Origin of the sequence: Pseudarthrobacter sp. SORGH_AS 212, from assembly GCF_030818145.1 — a bacterium.
In the GTDB taxonomy this organism is placed as follows: domain Bacteria; phylum Actinomycetota; class Actinomycetes; order Actinomycetales; family Micrococcaceae; genus Arthrobacter.
This window is the reverse complement of record NZ_JAUTAA010000001.1, coordinates 1-18,344: the sequence shown is the minus strand read 5'-3', so window position 1 is coordinate 18,344 and position 18,344 is coordinate 1. Positions and strand designations below refer to the sequence as shown.

The 18,344-nt window shown below is 68.9% G+C and carries 16 protein-coding genes; 7 read left to right on the top strand and 9 right to left on the bottom strand.

Annotated features, from left to right (window positions below; all coding sequences use genetic code 11):
• Window positions 1-29: 29 nt before the first annotated feature.
• Genes QE394_RS00080 through QE394_RS00055 form a run of 6 tightly spaced genes read right to left on the bottom strand, consistent with a single transcriptional unit; the run spans window position 30 to window position 7,957 of the window.
• On the bottom strand, window positions 30-1,241 hold the full coding sequence (locus QE394_RS00080; RefSeq protein WP_349033431.1) for a PLP-dependent aminotransferase family protein: 1,212 nt from the start codon (window positions 1,239-1,241) through the stop codon (window positions 30-32).
• Window positions 1,238-3,043, bottom strand: a complete 1,806-nt coding sequence (locus QE394_RS00075; protein ID WP_349033430.1) for an ABC transporter ATP-binding protein — start codon at window positions 3,041-3,043, stop codon at window positions 1,238-1,240. The genes QE394_RS00080 and QE394_RS00075 overlap by 4 nt, the downstream gene beginning before the upstream one ends.
• Window positions 3,040-3,891 carry an ABC transporter permease gene (locus QE394_RS00070; RefSeq protein ID WP_349033429.1) on the bottom strand — a complete coding sequence of 284 codons (852 nt, stop codon included), beginning with the start codon at window positions 3,889-3,891 and terminating at the stop codon, window positions 3,040-3,042. Before QE394_RS00070 ends, QE394_RS00075 begins: the two co-directional genes overlap by 4 nt.
• On the bottom strand, window positions 3,888-4,841 hold the full coding sequence (locus QE394_RS00065; RefSeq protein WP_349033428.1) for an ABC transporter permease: 954 nt from the start codon (window positions 4,839-4,841) through the stop codon (window positions 3,888-3,890). The genes QE394_RS00070 and QE394_RS00065 overlap by 4 nt, the downstream gene beginning before the upstream one ends.
• Complete coding sequence (locus QE394_RS00060; protein WP_268157738.1) at window positions 4,838-6,481, bottom strand: ABC transporter substrate-binding protein; 1,644 nt, start codon at window positions 6,479-6,481, stop codon at window positions 4,838-4,840. Before QE394_RS00060 ends, QE394_RS00065 begins: the two co-directional genes overlap by 4 nt.
• Window positions 6,482-6,520: 39 nt before the next feature.
• A complete protein-coding gene (locus QE394_RS00055; protein ID WP_349033427.1) occupies window positions 6,521-7,957 on the bottom strand; it encodes an FAD-linked oxidase C-terminal domain-containing protein in 1,437 nt (478 codons plus the stop codon).
• Between the two features lie 347 nt (window positions 7,958-8,304).
• Here QE394_RS00055 and QE394_RS00050 point away from each other — a divergent pair, with 347 nt between their 5' ends.
• From QE394_RS00050 to QE394_RS00030, 5 genes are all read left to right on the top strand, one after another.
• Complete coding sequence (locus QE394_RS00050) at window positions 8,305-8,817, top strand: flavin reductase family protein (protein ID WP_268157736.1); 513 nt, start codon at window positions 8,305-8,307, stop codon at window positions 8,815-8,817.
• Between the two features lie 173 nt (window positions 8,818-8,990).
• Window positions 8,991-9,338, top strand: a complete 348-nt coding sequence (locus tag QE394_RS00045; protein WP_268157735.1) for a hypothetical protein — start codon at window positions 8,991-8,993, stop codon at window positions 9,336-9,338.
• Window positions 9,328-9,957, top strand: coding sequence for a hypothetical protein (locus tag QE394_RS00040; RefSeq protein ID WP_268157734.1), 630 nt, complete (start codon window positions 9,328-9,330; stop codon window positions 9,955-9,957). Before QE394_RS00045 ends, QE394_RS00040 begins: the two co-directional genes overlap by 11 nt.
• A 67-nt stretch (window positions 9,958-10,024) precedes the next feature.
• On the top strand, window positions 10,025-12,655 hold the full coding sequence (hrpB, locus tag QE394_RS00035; RefSeq protein WP_349035351.1) for an ATP-dependent helicase HrpB: 2,631 nt from the start codon (window positions 10,025-10,027) through the stop codon (window positions 12,653-12,655).
• Between the two features lie 150 nt (window positions 12,656-12,805).
• A complete protein-coding gene (locus QE394_RS00030; RefSeq protein WP_349033426.1) occupies window positions 12,806-12,952 on the top strand; it encodes a hypothetical protein in 147 nt (48 codons plus the stop codon).
• 22 nt (window positions 12,953-12,974) lie between these two features.
• Here QE394_RS00030 and QE394_RS00025 read toward each other — a convergent pair whose 3' ends face one another.
• Complete coding sequence (locus QE394_RS00025; protein WP_349033425.1) at window positions 12,975-13,658, bottom strand: alpha/beta family hydrolase; 684 nt, start codon at window positions 13,656-13,658, stop codon at window positions 12,975-12,977.
• A 69-nt stretch (window positions 13,659-13,727) separates the two neighbouring features.
• On the opposite strand from QE394_RS00025, the gene ligD reads away from it, so the two are divergent.
• Window positions 13,728-14,765 carry a non-homologous end-joining DNA ligase gene (ligD, locus tag QE394_RS00020; protein WP_349033424.1) on the top strand — a complete coding sequence of 346 codons (1,038 nt, stop codon included), beginning with the start codon at window positions 13,728-13,730 and terminating at the stop codon, window positions 14,763-14,765.
• Window positions 14,766-14,874: 109 nt separating this feature from the next.
• Here ligD and QE394_RS00015 read toward each other — a convergent pair whose 3' ends face one another.
• On the bottom strand, window positions 14,875-15,495 hold the full coding sequence (locus QE394_RS00015; protein WP_268160725.1) for an L-threonylcarbamoyladenylate synthase: 621 nt from the start codon (window positions 15,493-15,495) through the stop codon (window positions 14,875-14,877).
• 50 nt (window positions 15,496-15,545) lie between these two features.
• Complete coding sequence (locus QE394_RS00010) at window positions 15,546-17,522, bottom strand: amino acid transporter (RefSeq protein ID WP_268157730.1); 1,977 nt, start codon at window positions 17,520-17,522, stop codon at window positions 15,546-15,548.
• A gap of 183 nt (window positions 17,523-17,705) precedes the next feature.
• Here QE394_RS00010 and QE394_RS00005 point away from each other — a divergent pair.
• A partial coding sequence (locus QE394_RS00005; RefSeq protein ID WP_349033423.1) for a universal stress protein occupies window positions 17,706-18,344 on the top strand: 639 nt, incomplete at its 3' end.

Here is an 18,344-nt window from a genome sequence, read left to right as displayed (position 1 = left end):
GGCCCGGGGCCGGGCTGGCCGGACAGGGTTCAAAGGCTCTTCAGCGCCCGTCCCAGCCGGGCTGCAGCCTCCGCGAGCCGGGGCACGGAAACATCGCCAAAGGCAAAGCGCAGGTGGCGGTCCGAACCGGTGCCCGGCCCCGAAGCGAAGAACGAACCCCGCTGGTACTCGACGCCTTCGGCGCTGGCCGCCGCCGCCAGGAGATCCGGATCGATGCCGGCGTCGCGCAGCCGCGGCCACAGGAAGAGTCCGCCGCCCGGAAGCACGCTGTCGAACGCCCCGGGAACCTCCCGGTCCAGTGCCGCGATCAGCGCTTCGGCCCGCGTGCGGTATAGCTCGCGCGCCCGGCCAAGGGTCGAATCGAACAGGCCCGGGTCCGCCGTCAGCGCTTCGCCCACCACCGCCTGCACCAGGGTGGAACTGTGCGAGTCCTGGCGGCTCCGCAGCGCCACCAGGTCCGGCAGCAGGCGCTCCGGTGCCACCAGCCAGCCCAGCCGCAGCCCCGGTCCCAGGGTTTTGGTGAAGGTGTTGATGTGGATGACGTGGTCCGAGTGATTGAAGGCATCCACGCTCTCCGGCCCGCCGGCATACCAAAGCTCGCGGTAAGGGTTGTCAGCCAGGACCACGAATCCGTAGCGCTCCGCCAGTGTTGCCAGCCTGGTGCGGGCCTCGGCGGGGAGTGTGCCCTGGGAAGGGTTGTGGAAGTCCGGCACCGTGTACAGGGCTGAGGGCCGGGCGCCTTGGCGCAGTTTGTCTTCCAGCTCGTCCACGTCGATTCCGTGGGCACCGACTGTCACGGGCAGGGTCTGCGCTCCGGAGAGCTGCAGCCCGCGCAGGAACAGCGGGAAGATCGGGTTGTCCACGGCTACGAGGTCACCGCGCTCCACAACGGTCTGGATACCGAGGGACAGGCCATGGAATCCGCCGTTGGTGATGATGATCCGCTCCACGGGCACGCCCTCGCGGTCTGCGATCCACTCGCGCAGGGGTGAAATGCCTTCGGTGCGGGAGTACTGCAGGGAAGGCAGCCCGGGCCTCGAGAGGACCCTTGCCGTGGCGGAGGCGAGCTCTGCCGCCGGAAGGACGCCGGGGTCCGGGACGCCGCCGAGCAGCTCGATGGCGTCCTCCCGCTTGTCCCGCAGGGTGGCATCACCAAACCCCTTGGGCGCGGTGAAGCCGGCGATCAGGGCGGGCTTCCGCAGCGATTCCGGGCCGGCGGTTGCGGTGGGGGTCAAAGTCATAATGCTGCCTCTGCTAGTTTCGGGATGTGGCTGTGTTCGGCGGGAGCGCCCGCCACGGCAGGCGACGCCAGTCCTGAGGTGCCCGGGATGGCGTCCAGGAGCGCCCGGGTGTAGGGGTGCTGCGGCCGGTCGAAGACCTGGTCTACCGTGCCGTATTCCACCACCTGGCCGCGGCGCAGCACTGACACGGTGTCCGCCACCTGCCGCACCAGGGCAAGGTCATGGGAGACGAACACGTAGGTCAGCCCAAGGTCCCGCTGGAGCCGGGCCAGCAGCTCGAGGATGCCGGCCTGCACGCTGACGTCCAGCGCGGAGGTAGGTTCGTCCAGGACCACGACGTCGGGACGGACCACCAGTGCGCGGGCGATGGCCACGCGCTGCCGTTGTCCGCCGGAGAGCTGGGCAGGACGGCGGTCCGCAGCGTCGTCCGGCAGGCCCACGGACTGCAGGGCATCGCGCACTCTGTCCGCGCGCTCGGCCGTGCTGCCCACTCCGAACCGGTCCAGGGGTTCGCGGACGATCCTGCCCACCCGCCACGTGGGGTCCAGCGATGTGAAGGGGTTCTGGTAGACCAGCTGCAGGTGGCGGCGAACATCGCGCAGGCCGGCCCGGTTAAGTCCGGCGGTGGAGTGGCCGCCCACCGTGATGGTGCCGCTGTCCGGCTGTTCCAGTCCGAGCAGCAGCCGGACCGCTGTGGTCTTGCCGGAACCGGATTCGCCCACCAGGGCATGGGTTCGGCCGCGTTCGACGGCGAAAGAGACTCCATCGACCGCGCGCACCTCCTTGCCGCGCGTCCGGAAGCTCTTGGTGACATCGGTGACCGCGATCTGCGTCGGCCTATCCGCGGTGCTGGCGTCCGCCGTCGTGCCGTCCTGTGTGGCGACGGCCTGGGAAGCGCTGTCCTTCCAAGTGCGCTCCAGCGTGTCCGCCGGTGCGCCGGTGCGCTGGCTGCGGTACCGGTCGGGATTGAGCGCGGGAACATCGGCCTGCAGGTTGCGGGCGTAGTCCGTGCGGGGAGCTGCGAAGACCTGGGCTGAGGGGCCCTGTTCCTGGACGGCCCCGTCCTTGAGCACCACCAGCGTGTCGGCGCGTTCGGCGGCGATGGCGAGGTCGTGCGTGATGAGGAGCAGGCCGATGTCCAGCTCCTTCCGCAGACCGCCCAGAAGGTCCAGGATGAGCTTCTGGACCGTGACGTCGAGGGCCGACGTCGGTTCGTCCGCCACGATCAGGGACGGCCGCGGCAGCACCGTCAGGGCGATGAGTACGCGCTGGAGCATTCCGCCGGACAGCTGGTGGGGGTAGGAATCGTAGACGCGGACAGGATCGGGCAGGCCCACCTGGTCAAAGACCTCCAGGATGATCCGGCGGCGGGCGGCGGCGTCCCGTTCCCCGGTCAGTGCAGCGGCCTCGTGCGCCTGGGTGCCGATGCTGCGCACCGGATTCAGTGCCGAGCCGGGGTCCTGCGGGATGAACCCGAGCTGCCGGCCGCGCAGGGCGCGGAACTGCCGCTCCGGCAAGGACAGTACTTCAGTCCCGGCCAGCCGGACGCTGCCGCCCACTGACGCTTCGGCGGGCTGCAGCAGCCGCAGCACTGCCTTGGCGATGGTTGACTTTCCGGACCCGGATTCGCCGATCAGGGCCAGGCTTCCGCCGCGGGCCAGGGTGAACGAGACATCGTGGACCACCTTCCGGTCCCCGTAGGCGACGTGCAGGCCCTCGACGCTCAGCAGCGGGGATGGCTTGGTTTCAGGCACTGTCGTGTCCTTTCCTCTGGTGGGTCCACCGGGGTTGGGGGCGCTCATTTGCTGTTCCTGAGCCAGCGGCTGATGCGGTTGATGGACAGGACCGTAGCTACGATCACCAGGGCCGGGGCGTAGACCAGCCAGGGCGCAGTGACGTAGGTCTTGCCCGAGGCCACCAGCAGGCCCCAGTCGGAGGATGGGGGCGGATCGCCGTAGCCCAGGAAGGCCAGGGAGGCGATCACCAGGATGGACGTTCCAAACTGCAGCACCGCCAGCACCAGCACCGAACGGTAGGCGTTGGGCAGGACGTGGGTCAGCAACGCCTGGAGCCTGTTGCCGCCCTCCAGGTAGGACGCTTCCACGAACGCCGAGCGGCGGACCCGGATGACCTCCGCACGCATGAGCCGGGCGAAGACGGCCACGGCGGATACCCCAGTGGCGATCGCTGCGTTGATGGTCTGGAATCCCAGCGAACTGACGATCACCACGGCCAGTAGGAAGCCGGGGATGGCCAGGAGCACGTCCACGAACCTGCCGAGGGTGGCATCGAGCCACCCGCCGCGGAAGCCGCTGGCCAGGCCGATGGCGCTGCCCACCACCAGGCCAATGGCCACGGCAACCAGAGCGCTGGTGACCGAGGACGCTGTTCCGTAGACCACCCGCGCGTACTGGTCCCGGCCCAGGTAGTCGGTGCCGAACCAGTGCTGCAGGCTGGGCGCGTCGAGCTTGCTGCCGGTGTCCCCGTTCACGGGGCTGTACCCAGTGAACAGTGAGGGCAGCAGCGACCACAGCACCACTACCAGGATGACGAGGAAGGACACCAGCACCGTGGGCGGGATGCCGGCCCGGCTGCGGAGCGTAGCTGTCCCGGCGCTGCGGAGACGGGCGAAATTCAGGTCCGCACTCATGCGTTGGCTGCCTCTCTGACGTCGACCCGCGGGTCGAGCAACGGGGTAAGGAGGTCCGCGGCGAGGTTGACCGCCACAAAGACCACCGCGGAAAGGGACACCACCGCCTGCAGGACCGGCTGGTCCTCGCCCGTGACGGCTTTCTGGACCACGGTGCCGATGCCGTCGCGGCCGAAGATGGTCTCGGTGATGACGGAGCCGCCCAGCAGTTCGCCCACGATGAGGGCGACCATGGCCACCGAAGGCAGGGCCGACGGCTTCACCAGGTGCCGGGCGAACAGTTGCGCTTCGGCGAGGCCACGGGAGCGGGCCACGAGTGCGTACTCTTGGCGGGATTCATGGTCCAGGCTGGCAATCAGCACTTCGGCAAGCGGCGCTGAGACCGGGATGGCGAGGGTGACGGCCGCGAACAGGGTGGCGGTGGCGCTGTTCGGGTCAGTGGTGGTGAAGGAGTGCAGCCGGAACGCGAAGAGCTCGATCAGGACCAGGCCGATGACGAAGTTGGGCACGGACAGGAAGAAGGACGGGATGGAGCGCAGGATGCCGGCCCACCTCGGCGGAGCGTAGTGCGCGCCGTAGGCGATGGCGACGGCGAAGACCACGGCGATGGCCAGGGCCGTGGTGGCCAACGTGAGCGTTGACGGCAGGGCGTCACCCACGATCTGGGCCACCGGCAGGTTGGACTGAAGGGAGAATCCCAGCTCGCCGGTGAGGAAACGGCCCAGCGACAACGCCAGCTGGACGAGGACCGGCTGGTCCAGCCCGTAAAACTCCACAATCCGCTGGATGTCGGCTTCACTCAGGCCGGACTGCGGGTCACGCAGCGAGTTGGTGATGGCGTCACCGGGCAGGACGCTGATGACCAGGAACGTCAGCACGTAGGCCAGGAGCACCACCACCGCCGCTTGCCCGGCCCTGGCAAGGGCGAAGCGGCCATAGCCGCTCGTCACTTGGCCACCCAGGCAGTGTAGAAGTTGGCGTACGCCAGGCCGTTGTACTGGACGCCCTTGACCGCGGGCGAGATGAGGTACAGCCGCTGTACCAGCTGGTTGAGGGGGATGAAGTAGCCCTGCTCCAGCACGTACTGCTGCAGGTCGCCGGCGATCTTTTCGCGGGATTCCCGGTCAGACGCGCTGGCGATGGCGGTGGACAGTTCGTTGAGCTTCTGGTCGCTGGTGCCCAGGTTGAACCAGTTTTCGCCGTTGTTCTGGCTGGTCAGCACGCCGGCCACCGTTCCCACATCAACGAAGCTGCGGGAAGTCTGGAACAGCGGCGGCCGGCTGGCCTGGATGGCAGCGTAACCTGCCACGTCCACCACCTTGAGGTTGACCTTGATGCCGATGCGCTCCAGCTGCTGGGCGATGAGCTCGTCCTCGGCCTTGGTGGAGGGAACGTACGGGTTGGGCGTGAGCGGGAATTCGAGGACCTTGCCGTCCTTCACGCGGAACCCGTCGGGCTCGGGCTTCCAGCCGGCGTCGTCCAGCAGCTTCTTTGCCTTGTCCGCATCGAAGGCGAAGGCGCTGCTGTAGTCGCCGGCTTCCGGGACGTTGCCCTGGATGAAGGTGGTGGCCGCGTCCCAGTCCTCTGTGTAGACGGTGTTGCGGATCTCCTCGCGGTCGATGCCGTGCTGGATGGCCTGGCGGACGCTGGGATCGTTGGTGGGGAAGGCCTGGGTGTTGACCTGGAAGCCGTCCACGAAGCCCAGGTACTTGGGTGTTCCCACGGTGAAGCCCTGCGCTTTGAGGGACTCAATTTCCTGCGGTTCCACGTTGAAGGCGACCTCAGCCTGGCCGGACGCCACCGTGGAGGTCCGCACCGACGTGTCCTTGATGACCTTGTAGGTGATGGTGTCCAGCCTCGCCGGGCCCGTGTGGCCCAGGGCGGCGGGCCCCCAGTTGTAGTCCTTGCGCTTCTCCAGCACGTAGGAGTCGCCCTGCTTCCAGGACTTGAGGACGAACGGGCCGCTGCCGATTTCCTGTGCCAGGTCCGCCTGGGCGTCCACCGGCAGGGCAAGGGTCTTGGGGGACAGGAGGATGCAGCCGTGGTAGGCGAGTGTGGCGATGAAGCCCAGGGCGGGGGAGGAGAAGGAGACCTTGACCGTCGTGGCGTCGGCGGCTTCGGCGCTGACGAAGTTGCTGGACGGGAAGAGGCCCACCTTGCTGACGCCGCGGTCCGGGGCGCCCTTGGCCCAGGCGTTGAGGTTGGCCACGACGGCGGCCGCATCCAGGGGCGTCCCGTCGGAGAAGGTCACTCCGTCCTTGAGGTGCAGGACGAAGTCCTTGGCCCCGTTGAGTTCCTCCCAGCTGCTGGCGACCCAGGGGCTGAGCTGTCCCTTGTCGTCGACGTAGACCAGCTTGTCGGTGATCTGGCCCCAGAGGTTGCCCTCGTAGCTGGAAATGGATGTCTTGCTGGAGACCCAGCCAGTGTCGTAGCCCTGGATGAGGAAGGTGATATTTCCGCCGTCAACCGGGGTGCCGGCGTCGGAGGAGCTGGTGGCCGCGGGGCCTCCGCATGCGGTGAGGACGGCGGAGCCGGTGATGGCGGTGATGCCGGCGAGGAAGACGCGGCGGCGGAATTCGATGGGGGTCATGGGAGTTCTCCTGGGTGGAAGTGGTGGGAGCCCGCTGGGCTAGATGGCTTTGCCGGGGTTGAGCAGTGCGTGCGGGTCCAGGGCTGATTTGATGGCGTGCTGCGCCTGGCGGATCCGCGGGGACAGTTCCAGCGCGGCCCAGTCCTGTTTGATGCTGCCGATGCCGTGTTCGCCGGTGACGGTGCCGCCGAGCGAGAGTGCCACGCGGACCAGTTCGGTGGCGGCCTCCTGCAGGGCCGCCGGCGGCCGCGCGGGGTCGTCGCCGGGCTGCCTGTCGAGCGTGATCAGCGGGTGGAGGTTGCCGTCACCGGCGTGCGATACGGCCGAGATGTCCACGCCGAAGCGTGCTTCCAGGGCTGGAAACGCTGCGTAAACCTCAGGGAGCCGGGACTTCGGGACGGCAATGTCCTCGCCGATGTACCACTTGTCCTGCGGGAGGCCGCGGCCGCTGCGGCGCAGCTCCCAGAGCCGCACGCCGTCGTCGTCCGATTCCACGGTGACCCGCCCGCCGGCGGCGGTGAGCGCCGCTGCAAGGTCGGCGGACTGCGCCTCGATGCCGTAGCCGTCGAGTTCGATCAGGATCAGCGCGGCGCCGCGGCCGCGGAGGCTGGTACCGGAATGGCTGTCGATGTTTTCGAGGCTGGGGGTATCGAAGAACTCGATGGCCGCGGGCCGGACCGGGGAGAGGGTGATGGCGGAGAGGCCCTTGGCACCGGCTTCCGTGCTGTCGAAGAACGCCGTGACGGTCTTCCGGGCCACCGGGATGGGCCGCAGCCGGACGGTGGCTCGGACCACGATCCCCAGGATTCCCTCCGAGCCGACAAACAGCGAGGTCAGGTCCAGCCCGGTCACGCCCTTGATGGAGCGGTGCCCCACGCTGACCAGGCTGCCGTCAGCGAGGACGACGTCGAGGGCCAGGACGGATTCACGGGTCACGCCGTACTTGGCGCACCTCAGCCCACCGGCGTTGGTAGCGATGTTGCCGCCAATCGACGAGATATCGAAGCTGGCAGGATCAGGGGCATAAAACAGTCCGTACGGTGCGAGGCGTGCGTTTAGGTCAGCGTTAATGAGGCCCGGTTCCACTACGGCAACTTCGTCGAGCGGCGAAACCTCGATGACAGCTGTCAGCCGTTCCGTGGACACCACCACCTGGCTGGCTTCGGCGGTGGCGCCGCCGGACAGGCCGGTACCGGCGCCGCGGGGAACCACCGAAACTCCCAATTCAGCGGCCAGCCGGACCACCTTCTGCACCTCACCGGCGCTGGCGGGGAAAACGACGGCGGGACCAGCCGCGCCGCCGTCAGGCCCGGCGGTTTTCGCCGTCGCGGCGTCGTAACGGTAGGGCCCGGTTTCCGGTGCCGGCGCCAACGCGTCAATGTCCGGGTGGCGGGCGGACAGTTCCAGGACGAATGAGTCCACGGCCCGTTGCGGATGGGTGGGGCGCGGCCGCGCTTCGGGTTCTGCTGATGTCATGCCGGATCTCTTTCGGGGTGGGTGCATGGCGGAAGAATGTGACAGGAGGGGAAAGGGGAATTTTCCCGGAGCGTCATTTTCCATTTCGGTTCTAAGGGAAATTAGCTTTGTTGGCCCCCGTGCCGCGAACCTGGATGAAACCGGAATAAACAAATCGAAATTGCAGGACACGCGGATCAATGGGCGGTAAGAAATAGTCATGATCGGCGTAACAGTGCCGGCAGATGACGCCGCGGGTACCGGCGTGAAGCTGCGTTGCGGTGCGCGTCAGTGCATTGCAGCGGTGCTTGTCGAATTGAATTGGGTAATGGTTTGGTGAGGTAACGATCCAAACGAGAGGCCAAATAATGACTGCCACATCAGATCTTGCTCCCCGCCGGCTTCGCGATATTTTTGGAACCTTTGCCAGCGGGCTGACGGTGATTACCAGCTCAACACCGCAAGGGCCCGCCGGCTTTACCTGCCAGTCGTTTGCATCCCTGTCGCTCGAACCCGCGCTGGTCACGTTCAGCCCCGCCCGAACCTCCAGCACGTGGCCCGTCCTGCGGGATGCGGGCTCCTTCACGGTGAACATCCTGCCGGCCGAACACCAGCACCTCGCCGGACAGTTCGCCCGCTCCGGAATAGACAAGTTCGCCGGGGTCAGCCATACGTCCTCGCCCCTGGGCAACCCCATCCTTGACGATGCCCTCGCCTGGATCGATTGCGAACTTCACGCGGAGTACGACGGCGGCGACCACACGATTGTGGTGGCCAGCGTGCGGCATCTGAGTGCCCGGAACGACGCCGAGCCGCTCCTGTTCTTCAAAGGCCGGTACGCCGGACTTTCGCAGGGCCGCCTGCTCGAAGCCGCCAGCTGACCACGTTCTTCCGCTTCGGGAGACCGAAGCTGCAGGCGGCCATTTCCGTCCGGGACGCGGCACGGTCCTGAGCCCGGGTTCCTGCGGGGGTTCTTGCATCGGCACCGCCGAGTAGTAAGCTTGCTGAGCATTACCGTAAGCTTGCTGATTAGCGGACGATGGAAGCAGGAACAATGGGCGCAGTATTCGGCGTTGCCTGGTCACTGATGCTCACTGCCGGAGGAGCAGCCGTTGCCGCGTCAGCCCCCTATGGCGGTGCGGCACCGGGCGGACAGTACCTGGCGGGCCACGTGCTGCTGGGCGTGGGCATCGGGCAGCTGGCAGCGGTCCTGTTGCGCGCCACGGTGCAGGTGGTGCTCCGGCGCCTCCGTGCTGCCACCCATCCGGGCCCACAGGCAGTTGCCGGTGCGGATGCCGCTCTGCGCGATACCGCCGCAGCCCCTGTTCCGGCGCAGGTTTCCACCCTGCCGATGCGCCCGGCTGCATCCCTGGCCCCACTCCGCGGCCGGCATGCTGCCTGAGCTGCTGCCCGGCGGTGAAGCCGCCGCCGCCGTTCCAGTTGCCCCGTCATTGCCAACACGGCGCCCCAGCCGCCTGTCGCGCTCCACTCTGCTCCGAAGCGGCATCGCCGTCCTGCTCGCTGCGGGCCTCACGGCCGCCTCCCTGGCGGTCTACCAGGGGCAGCAGGCCGGCGACACTGACCAAGCCACCTTGCGGGGCTTCCAGATCCGGGTCCTGAGCATCAGCCAGGCGGTAGCGGAAAACAGGCCTGAAGGCGCACTGGCGGCGCTGCAGGGGCTCGAGGACGACCTCGACCGTGCTGCCCTCGACGGCCGGATCACCGCGCCAAGGCTGCGCGGCATCGAGAGTGCCCTGGGCGCCGTGCGGGCCGACATCAGCGGACAACTGGAGTCCCGGGCTGCGGTGGCGGGGACCGCCGCTGCCGCCGGGACAGCCCCCGCAGCGGACACCACCACGACCGCCGACGGCACGCCAACTTCCGGTTCCGCGGGCGCCGGAGCCGTGCCGGCACCCGCCCCTGCGGCGCCGGCACCCGCACCGGCCGTGCAGCAGCAGCCCGGCCCTCCGCCCGGCGTCACAGCACCCCAGGGCAAAGCCAAGGGCCACAACAAACCCTGACCTGTACGCCGGGACCATCCTGCAGGACTGCAGGGGACGGTACCGGAGGCAGAATGGACAGGTGAGTTTGTCCGCCGGTCCGTCCGCCATCCCTGATATCCAGCCCTTTGACCTCGCTGCCATCGGCGCGGACCTGGCGTTCGCACGGTCCCTCCCGGAACTCCGGAAGGCGCTCGACGCCGGCGGCCCGTCAGCCGCCGCGGTGGTCCAGGCCCCTCCCGGCACCGGCAAGACCACAATGCTGCCGCCGCTGATGGCCAACCTGGCCGGCGGAACGGGCCGCGTCATCGTGACCCAGCCGCGCCGCGTCGCAGCCCGTGCCGCAGCACGGCGGCTGGCCGCCCTGGATGCCAGCCCGCTGGGCAACAGGGTGGGCTACACCGTCCGCGGCGAGCGCCGGGCCGGAGCGGAAACCCTCGTCGAGTTCGTGACCCCCGGCATCCTGCTGCGCCGCCTGCTGGCCGATCCCGGGCTGACGGGCGTGGCCGCCGTCGTGCTGGACGAAGTCCATGAACGGGGCCTGGAAACGGATCTGCTGGTGGGAATGCTCGCCGAGGTGCGCCAATTGCGCGGCGACCTGCAGGTGGTGGCCATGTCCGCCACGGTGGAGGCTGCCCGGTTCGCGGCGCTGCTGGGGGATCCCGACGGCGGCCGGCCGGCTCCCGTGGTGGACTCGCCGTCGGTCCTCCACACCCTGGAGGTCCGCTGGCATCCCGCCGCGGCTTCCCGGCTGGATGACCGTGGCGTGACGCGTGCCTTCCTTGACCACATCGCCACCACCGCAGCAGAAGCCCAGCTGCATGCCCTGCGCACGGACCCTTCGTCCGATGCCTTGGTCTTCCTTCCCGGCGCCCGGGAGGTGGCCCACGTTGCGGCCGGACTGCGGCACCGGGCGGGCGCCGCCGTGGACGTCCTCGAACTCCACGGCCAGGCCAGCGCCGCCGAACAGGACCGGGCAGTCTCGGGCCGCCCGCCGGGAGGCAAGCCCAGGATCATCGTGTCCACGGACCTGGCCGAATCGTCGCTCACGGTGCCCGGGGTCCGCCTGGTGATTGACTCCGGCCTGGCCAGGGAACCCCGGCGCGACGCTGCCCGCGGCATGGCCGGCCTGGTGACCGTGTCCTGCGCACGCGCCTCGGCGGAGCAGCGGGCGGGCCGTGCCGCGCGGCAGGGGCCCGGCACCGTGGTCCGCTGCTACAGCCAGCAGGCCTTCGGTGCGGCGCCCGCGCACGCCACTCCGGAGATCAGGGTGGCGGACCTGGCCGGCGCCGCCCTCACCCTGGCCTGCTGGGGTTCCCCCGGAGGCCAGGGCCTGGCGTTGCCGGATGAGCCGCCGCGGCAGGCCATGGACGAGGCCATGGAAGTGCTGCGCGAGCTCGGCGCCGTCACCCCGGACGGCCATGCCACCGCCGCCGGACGGGTACTCGCGGAGATCCCGGCAGACCCCCGGCTGGCCCGTGCCCTGCTCGACGGCGCGGCGGACGTGGGTGCGCAGGCGGCCGCCGAAGTTGTGGCGGCCCTTGGTGGGGACCAGCGGGCGCCCGACGCCGACCTGCCGCGGCTGCTCGGCAAGTTGCGTACGGAGCCGGGACCGGCCCAGCGGCGGTGGCACGAGGAGACCCGGCGCCTGGAAGCTCTCGCCCGCCGGCACGGGTCCAACGCCGCAGGACGCAACGCGGCCGGACGCACCGGACCGGCCACCGGCGAGGCGCCGGGCGCCGTCGTCGCGCTGGCATACCCGGACCGGGTTGCACGCCTGGTGCCCGGCGATGGACCGGCCCGCTACCTGCTGAGCTCCGGGACGAGGGCCGGACTGCCGGCGGGCAGTTCACTGGGCGGCCATGAGTGGCTCGCGGTCGCGGAAGTGTCGCGGGCCGGTGGGCGCGATGCCGCGGGCACCGGGGCAGTGATCAGGTCCGCGGCGCCGCTCACCGCAGCGCAGGCCGAGTCCGCCGCCAGCCATCTCCTGGCCGAGGCCGTTGAGGCGGAGTTCCGGCAGGGGCGGGTCACGGCACGGAAGGTCCGGCGCCTGGGTGCCATCGTGCTGGCAGAGACCCCCGTCCGGCCTACGCCGGAGGCGGGCCGTGCAGCGGTCGGCGCGGCACTGCGCCGTGACGGGCTCGCCCTGCTGGAATGGTCGGCGGCGGCACGGGACCTTCGCGGGCGCCTCGCCCTTCTGCACCGCGAACTGGGCGGCCCGTGGCCCGATGTCTCGGACGGGGCGCTCCTGGAGCGCCTCGACGAGTGGCTCGGACCGGAACTTCAGGCACTCGCGGAAGGGGCCGCCGTCGCGCGCGTCGACCTGGCCGGGCCGCTCCGGAACCTGCTGCCCTGGCCGGACGCGGCACGCTTCGATGAACTGGCGCCCGAATGGCTTGAGGTCCCCAGCGGATCCAGGATCCTGGTGGCCTACCCGGTCCCCGGAGAGGAAACCACCCGGCCTGTGGTGGCCGTGAAGCTCCAGGAATGTTTCGGGCTGGCCGAGTCCCCGCGGCTGGCCGGCGGGCGGGTTCCTGTCCTGTTCCACCTGCTGTCCCCGGCACGCCGGCCGCTGGCCGTCACTGACGACCTCACCTCTTTCTGGTCCGGGCCGTATGCCCAGGTCCGGGCCGAGATGCGCGGCAGGTATCCCCGGCATCCGTGGCCCGAGGACCCCTGGGCGGCTCCGGCCACCGCACGGACCAACCGGCGGAACTGAGGCGCTTAACCGGGGCGCACGGTTGCGGAGACGTCTGCGTGAGAACAACGATACAAAGCCGAAACGTCCCGTCGACGTGCTGAAACATCCCTTGCCTAGGCTCTTCCTACGCGGACAGCGTGGTCCGCACCACCTACGGAAGGACTCACCATGTTTCTCTTGACCAGCCTCAACCTCCTGCTGGATGGCCGCCGCAACGACGCCGGCGGATCCCGCAACACCGAGTCCGCCACGTTCCCGGCGGGCCGGCTGACCTCTGCAGCGTGGGAGGGCTGGTGGCACGAAGACGCCGCCTAGCCTGCACTAGGCTTTTGGCGTTTCAGCCGCGGGATTTGATGAAATCCGCCACCGGCGCCGCCACCGAGGCACCCACCTGGTCTGCGGGCCGTTTAGCCCCCGCCACCGCGAAGGAATGGTCACCGCCGTCCACCCACTGCAGGACCGCCGTCGGGCCGATCCTGGCCACCACGTCCTCAAGGAGGGCGGCAGTGGCAAAGGTGTCCCGGCTGCCCTGCAGGAACAGCATGGGAGTGGTCAGGCCGTACAGGTGTTCGTCGCGCAGCTTCTCCGGCTTGCCCGGCGGGTGCAGCGGGTAGCCAAGGTAGATGAGGCCGGCCGCCGGCATCCCCTCCGCCACGGCCATTGACGCCATCCGGCCGCCAAATGATTTACCGCAGGCCCACACGGTGCCCGTGTCACCTTGGACCGTTGCCTGCTCGGCGGCGGTATCCATCACGGCCCGCCAGGTGGCGATGGCCAGCGGAGGGCGGTCCGGAAATTTGTGGCCCGCTTCACGGTACGGGAAGTTGAACCGGAGCGTGGCCAGGCCCAATTCGTTCAGGGCATCAGTGAACCCGCGCAGGAACGGGTGCTCCATCCCGGCGCCGGCACCGTGCGCCACCGCCACAGTGGATACGGGGCCCACAGGGTTGTCCGGGCGGGCGTAGTCGGCGGAGACGGCGGTATCGCCCACCGGGATGGACAAGTGATCGGTTGTGGGCATGGATCCATCATGCCGGACCTGGCAGGTCAAATGTGCTGCCATGCGGACCGCGGGGTGTACGTTGTCCCCATGGCGAGCGAACAGACCACCATCACCGTCCCGGGCCCGCACGGCGAGCGCGAGATGCGCATTTCCAGCCCCAGCCGGGTACTGTTCCCGGACCTGGGCCTGACCAAACTGGACCTCGCCCGTTACATCTGCGAGGTGGGGGAGGCGTTCATCGCAGCGAACGGGGACCGTCCGGTGTCGCTGCAGCGGTACTCCGACAACATTGACGGGGAGATGTTCTTTTCGAAGAACCCGCCCAGGGGCACTCCGGATTTCGTCCGGTCCGTCAAGGTGGTCTATCCCAGCGCGCGTTCCCACCCACAACTGGTGCTGGACGAGCCGGCGGCCGCCGTCTGGGCCGTGCAGATGAACACCGTGGTGTTCCACCCCTGGCCGTCCCGGGCGGAGAACCCGGACAACCCCGACCAGCTCCGCATCGACCTTGACCCGCAGCCCGGTACGGACTTCGACGACGCCATCCCGGCCGCCCAGGTGCTGCGGGACGTCCTGGCCGAAGCCGGACTCGAATCGTTCATCAAAACCTCAGGCAACCGTGGCCTGCATGTTTATGCACCCATCAAGCCGGAACGCGAATTCCTGGACGTCCGGCACGCCGTCATTGCCGCGGCCCGGGAGGTGGAACGGCGGATGCCGGACAAAGTGACCACGGCGTGGTGGAAGGAGGAGCGCGGTGAGCGGATTTTCCTGGACTTCAACCAGGCCAACCGGGACCGGACCATCGCCGGCGCCTACAGCCCCCGCGCCTTGCCGCACGCCCCGGTCTCCTGTCCCATCACGTGGGATGAACTGGAAACCACGGATCCCAAGAAGTTGACCGTCCTCACCGTCCCTGACCGGCTGAAAACTGTCGGCGATCCCTGGGCCGGGTTCGGTGACAAGCCGGGCAGCATCGGCACGTTGCTGGAGTGGTGGGACAGGGATGCCAAGGACGGGCTCGGCGAGATGCCGTTCCCGCCGGATTACCCCAAGATGCCCGGCGAACCGCCCCGGGTCCAGCCCAGCCGGGCGAAAAAGCAGACTGAGACTGCCAACGACTGACCTGAGCCCTCCAAAACAGGGCACTTTGGCACGGACACGCCGCCCGCCGTCGTCATTCACGACGGCGGGCGGCGGCAATGTGCCCCGGGACCGCAGGTGCGGCCGGGGATTACTCGAAGCGTGACGGGTCTCCCATGCCGCGCCGGACCACCTCGGCCACCCCGCTGGAAAAATCCACCACCGTAGTGGGTTCGGCCCCGCAGTCGCCGGCGTCGATCACCGCGTCCACCTGGTGGTCCAGCCGTTCCTTGATCTCCCAGCCCACGGTAAAGGGCTCGTCCTCGTCCGGCAGCAGCAGGGTACTGGACAGCAGCGGTTCACCCAGTTCGGCCAGCAGGGCCTGGACTACCCGGTTGTCGGGGATCCGCACGCCCACCGTCTTCTTCTTCGGGTGCAGCAGCCGCTTGGGGACCTCCTTGGTGGCCGGCAGGATGAACGTGTAGCTTCCGGGTGTCACGGACTTAATGCTCCGGAACACATCGTTGCCGATGTTCACGAACTGGCCCAGCTGGGCGAAGTCACGGCAGACCAGGGTGAAGTGGTGCTTGTCATCCAGGTGCCGGATGGTCCGGATCCGGTCCAGCGCCTCTTTGTTGCCCATCTGTGCCCCCAGCGCATAGCAGGAGTCTGTGGGGTAAGCGATCAGCCCGCCGTCGCGGACAATGCTGACGGCCTGCGCAATGGCGCGGGGCTGGGGATCGTGCGGATGAACATCGAAGAATCTGGCCATCACCCGAGCCTACTTTCCTCCGGACCGTTAGGCACCACTTTCCACCCGGGTCAGCCGACGTGGACCCACGGGCGCTGAGTGACATCCGGTTCGGCCTCGCGCAGGATTTCGCGGGTCACCGGGGCAATCTCGCCCTCGCCGAGCACCAGGAACCGCAGGAGGTTCGACACTGGGTTGCCTTCGGTCCAGCGGAAGTAGATGTGCGGCATCAGCCCCGTAACATCCCGGATGTGCAGGAGCACCGAGGCGATGGTGTTGGGAACCACCGGGCCGTGGACTTCCAGCACGGGGTAGCCGTGGCGGAGGAAACCCCGTACTTCCAGGGCCGTCTCAAAGTCCGAGGAGTCATCCACCATCACTTCCAGGAACAGGGGAGTGGCATTGTCCGGGAAGTGGCTCGCTTCAGTGGCGGAGGCCAGCTTCCGGCGGTACGCCTCGGCGGACTGGCGCAGCGGCTCGTGGGCGATGATGCCGATGGGGCCGGCCACCGCGGAGGTGACGAACTGCAGCGCCTCTGTGTCCAGGCGGACGTGGGTGGCGTGCAGCTCGAAGGACCGCAGCACCCTGGACAGCAGGGAGATGGCCACGATCGCCAGGATGAAGAACCCGGCAATTCTGATGCCCTCGGGCCGCTCGAAGATGTTGGCCACTGTGGTGTACAGGAACAGCAACGCGATGACGGCGAAGCCGAAGCTCCTGCGCCGTTGCCGGAGCCGGCGCGCGGACAACGTCACGGCAACTGCGGCGGAGGTCATCAGCACTAGGACGCCGGTGGCGTAGGCACCGCCCTGGGCATCGACGTCGGCCTCGAACAGCACCGTGATGAGGACGCCCGTCAGCGTGAAGACCAGCACCAGGGGCCGGACCGCTTTGGCCCACTCCGGGGCCATGCCGTACCGGGGCAGGTACCGGGGTACGAGGTTCAGGAGCCCGGCCATCGCGGAGGCGCCCGCAAACCACAGGATGGCGATGGTGCTTATGTCGTACACCGTGCCGAACTCCGGGCCCAGGTAGGTGTGCGCCAGGAACGCCAGGGCGCGCCCATTCGCCTCGCCGCCGGGCTGGAACTGCTGCTCCGGAATCAGGACCACCGTGGCGAAACTGCTGGTGATCAGGAACGTGCTCATGATCAGGGCGGCAGTGGTCAGCATGCGGCGGGTGCCGCGGATCCGCCCCGCGGGGTTGGCCTCGGTGTCGCCTGCACTGCCCCGGATTTGCGGCATGACAGCCACCCCCGTCTCAAACCCGGAGAGGCCCAACGCCAGGCGGGGGAATACCAGCAACGCCAGGGCCACCGCCATCAGGGGGTTTCCGTGGCTGGTGGTGAGGGCATCCCACCATCCGCTGACCGCCACCGGGTGGGTGGCCGCCTCGGCGAGCGCCCGGGCCACTACCACCACGTTCAGCGCCAGGTACACGGCCACCAGCACCACCGCGATGCCGATGGCCTCCTTGAAGCCCCGCAGGAACACTGCCGCGAGCAAGCCCAACAGCACCAGGGTGATGGCGACGTTCTGGCCGTGCAGCCAGCCGGGTGCGAACGGGTTCTCGATCAGGTGGGCGGTGGCATCGGCCGCGGACAGCGTCATGGTGATCATGAAGTCAGTCGCCGCGAAGCCGAGAAGAACCAGGACCAGAAGCTTCCCGCCCCAGCGCGGAAGGAGGCGTTCAAGCATGGCGATGGACCCCTCGCCGCGCGGGCTCTCCGACGCCACCCGCCGGTACACGGGAAGCGCCCCGAACAGGGTGACCGCCACCAGTACCAGCGTGGCGAGCGGGGAGATGGCACCGGCGGCAAGGGCAGCGATAGCGGGCTGGTAGCCCAGGGTGGAGAAGTAGTCCACGCCCGTCAGGCACATCACCTGCCACCAGCGGTGCTTCCGGTGCCCGCTGGCAGCCACGCCGCCCGGACCCTGGTGCGTGCCCTTGGTGTCCTGCAGCCCAAACAGCAGCCAGTTCTTCATCGCCACGCCCCGGGGGAGCGGTGGGACCGAGGGATCAGCCGGGGGCCGGCTCATGGTGGTCATCGCCATGCCTTTCGATTCAAAGTCCCGGCACGCCGCCGGGCACAGCCGAACGTAGCACCGGGCGGGGGCAGCGGAGCCGCCAATGGGACGATCTTGATGCATCCTTAACGCCGTTGTGAGCGGACCCACACACCGCGGCCCCACAGCGCGTCCACCTGCCGCAACGGTGGAAGAATGTGCCTCATGGCAACCGAACGGATCGTCGCCGGCCTCAAGGGCGGGGACGACGACGAACTCCTGGTCAGGCGCGCCGCGCGCCTTGCGAGGCGCGGCGGCGGGGAATTGCTGGCGGTGCACGTGAGGACCCCGTCAGGGACCGGCGGAGACTCGCCACGCGCCCTCGAAGACCAGCGCCGCGCAGTGGCCGGCCTCGGCGGCGAGTACCACGCGCTCGCCGGAAACGACGTCGCGCAGGCCCTGCTGGACTACGCACGGTCGGTACAGGCGACCCACATCCTGGTGGGACAGTCACGGCGGCAGCGGATTGCTGGACTCTTCCGCGGCACCGTTGAAGCCCGGGTGGTGCGCGACGCCGGCGACATCGACGTCCAGGTGGTGCCCCGTGACCCGGCCGCCCGCCCGCCGCGGCGGGTACGGACGGAACTTGGCCGGGGCAGGACCCTGGCGGGGTTCGCGCTGGCGGCCATCCTTCCGGCCGGCCTTCAGCTGCTCCTGGCCGTGCTGGACCACAGCGTGGCCACGGCGGTGCTGGTCCAGCTGGCGGGGGCGGTAGCCGTCGCCCTGGTGGGCGGGCTGTGGCCGGCGGTGGCCGGTGCGCTCTGGAGCAGCTTGCTGGTCAACTACTTTTCCACGCCGCCCGTG

Excerpts from the sequence above, each read along its gene's own strand:
- QE394_RS00080 (WP_349033431.1), bottom strand. The coding sequence starts at position 1,241 with ATGACTTTGACCCCCACCGCAACCGCCGGCCCGGAATCGCTGCGGAAG.
- QE394_RS00075 (WP_349033430.1), bottom strand. The coding sequence starts at position 3,043 with ATGAGCGCCCCCAACCCCGGTGGACCCACCAGAGGAAAGGACACGACA.
- QE394_RS00070 (WP_349033429.1), bottom strand. The coding sequence starts at position 3,891 with ATGAGTGCGGACCTGAATTTCGCCCGTCTCCGCAGCGCCGGGACAGCT.
- QE394_RS00060 (WP_268157738.1), bottom strand. The coding sequence starts at position 6,481 with ATGACCCCCATCGAATTCCGCCGCCGCGTCTTCCTCGCCGGCATCACC.
- QE394_RS00055 (WP_349033427.1), bottom strand. The coding sequence starts at position 7,957 with ATGACATCAGCAGAACCCGAAGCGCGGCCGCGCCCCACCCATCCGCAA.
- QE394_RS00050 (WP_268157736.1), top strand. The coding sequence starts at position 8,305 with ATGACTGCCACATCAGATCTTGCTCCCCGCCGGCTTCGCGATATTTTT.
- QE394_RS00045 (WP_268157735.1), top strand. The coding sequence starts at position 8,991 with ATGGGCGCAGTATTCGGCGTTGCCTGGTCACTGATGCTCACTGCCGGA.
- QE394_RS00040 (WP_268157734.1), top strand. The coding sequence starts at position 9,328 with ATGCTGCCTGAGCTGCTGCCCGGCGGTGAAGCCGCCGCCGCCGTTCCA.
- QE394_RS00030 (WP_349033426.1), top strand. The coding sequence starts at position 12,806 with ATGTTTCTCTTGACCAGCCTCAACCTCCTGCTGGATGGCCGCCGCAAC.
- QE394_RS00025 (WP_349033425.1), bottom strand. The coding sequence starts at position 13,658 with ATGCCCACAACCGATCACTTGTCCATCCCGGTGGGCGATACCGCCGTC.
- ligD (WP_349033424.1), top strand. The coding sequence starts at position 13,728 with ATGGCGAGCGAACAGACCACCATCACCGTCCCGGGCCCGCACGGCGAG.
- QE394_RS00015 (WP_268160725.1), bottom strand. The coding sequence starts at position 15,495 with ATGGCCAGATTCTTCGATGTTCATCCGCACGATCCCCAGCCCCGCGCC.
- QE394_RS00010 (WP_268157730.1), bottom strand. The coding sequence starts at position 17,522 with ATGACCACCATGAGCCGGCCCCCGGCTGATCCCTCGGTCCCACCGCTC.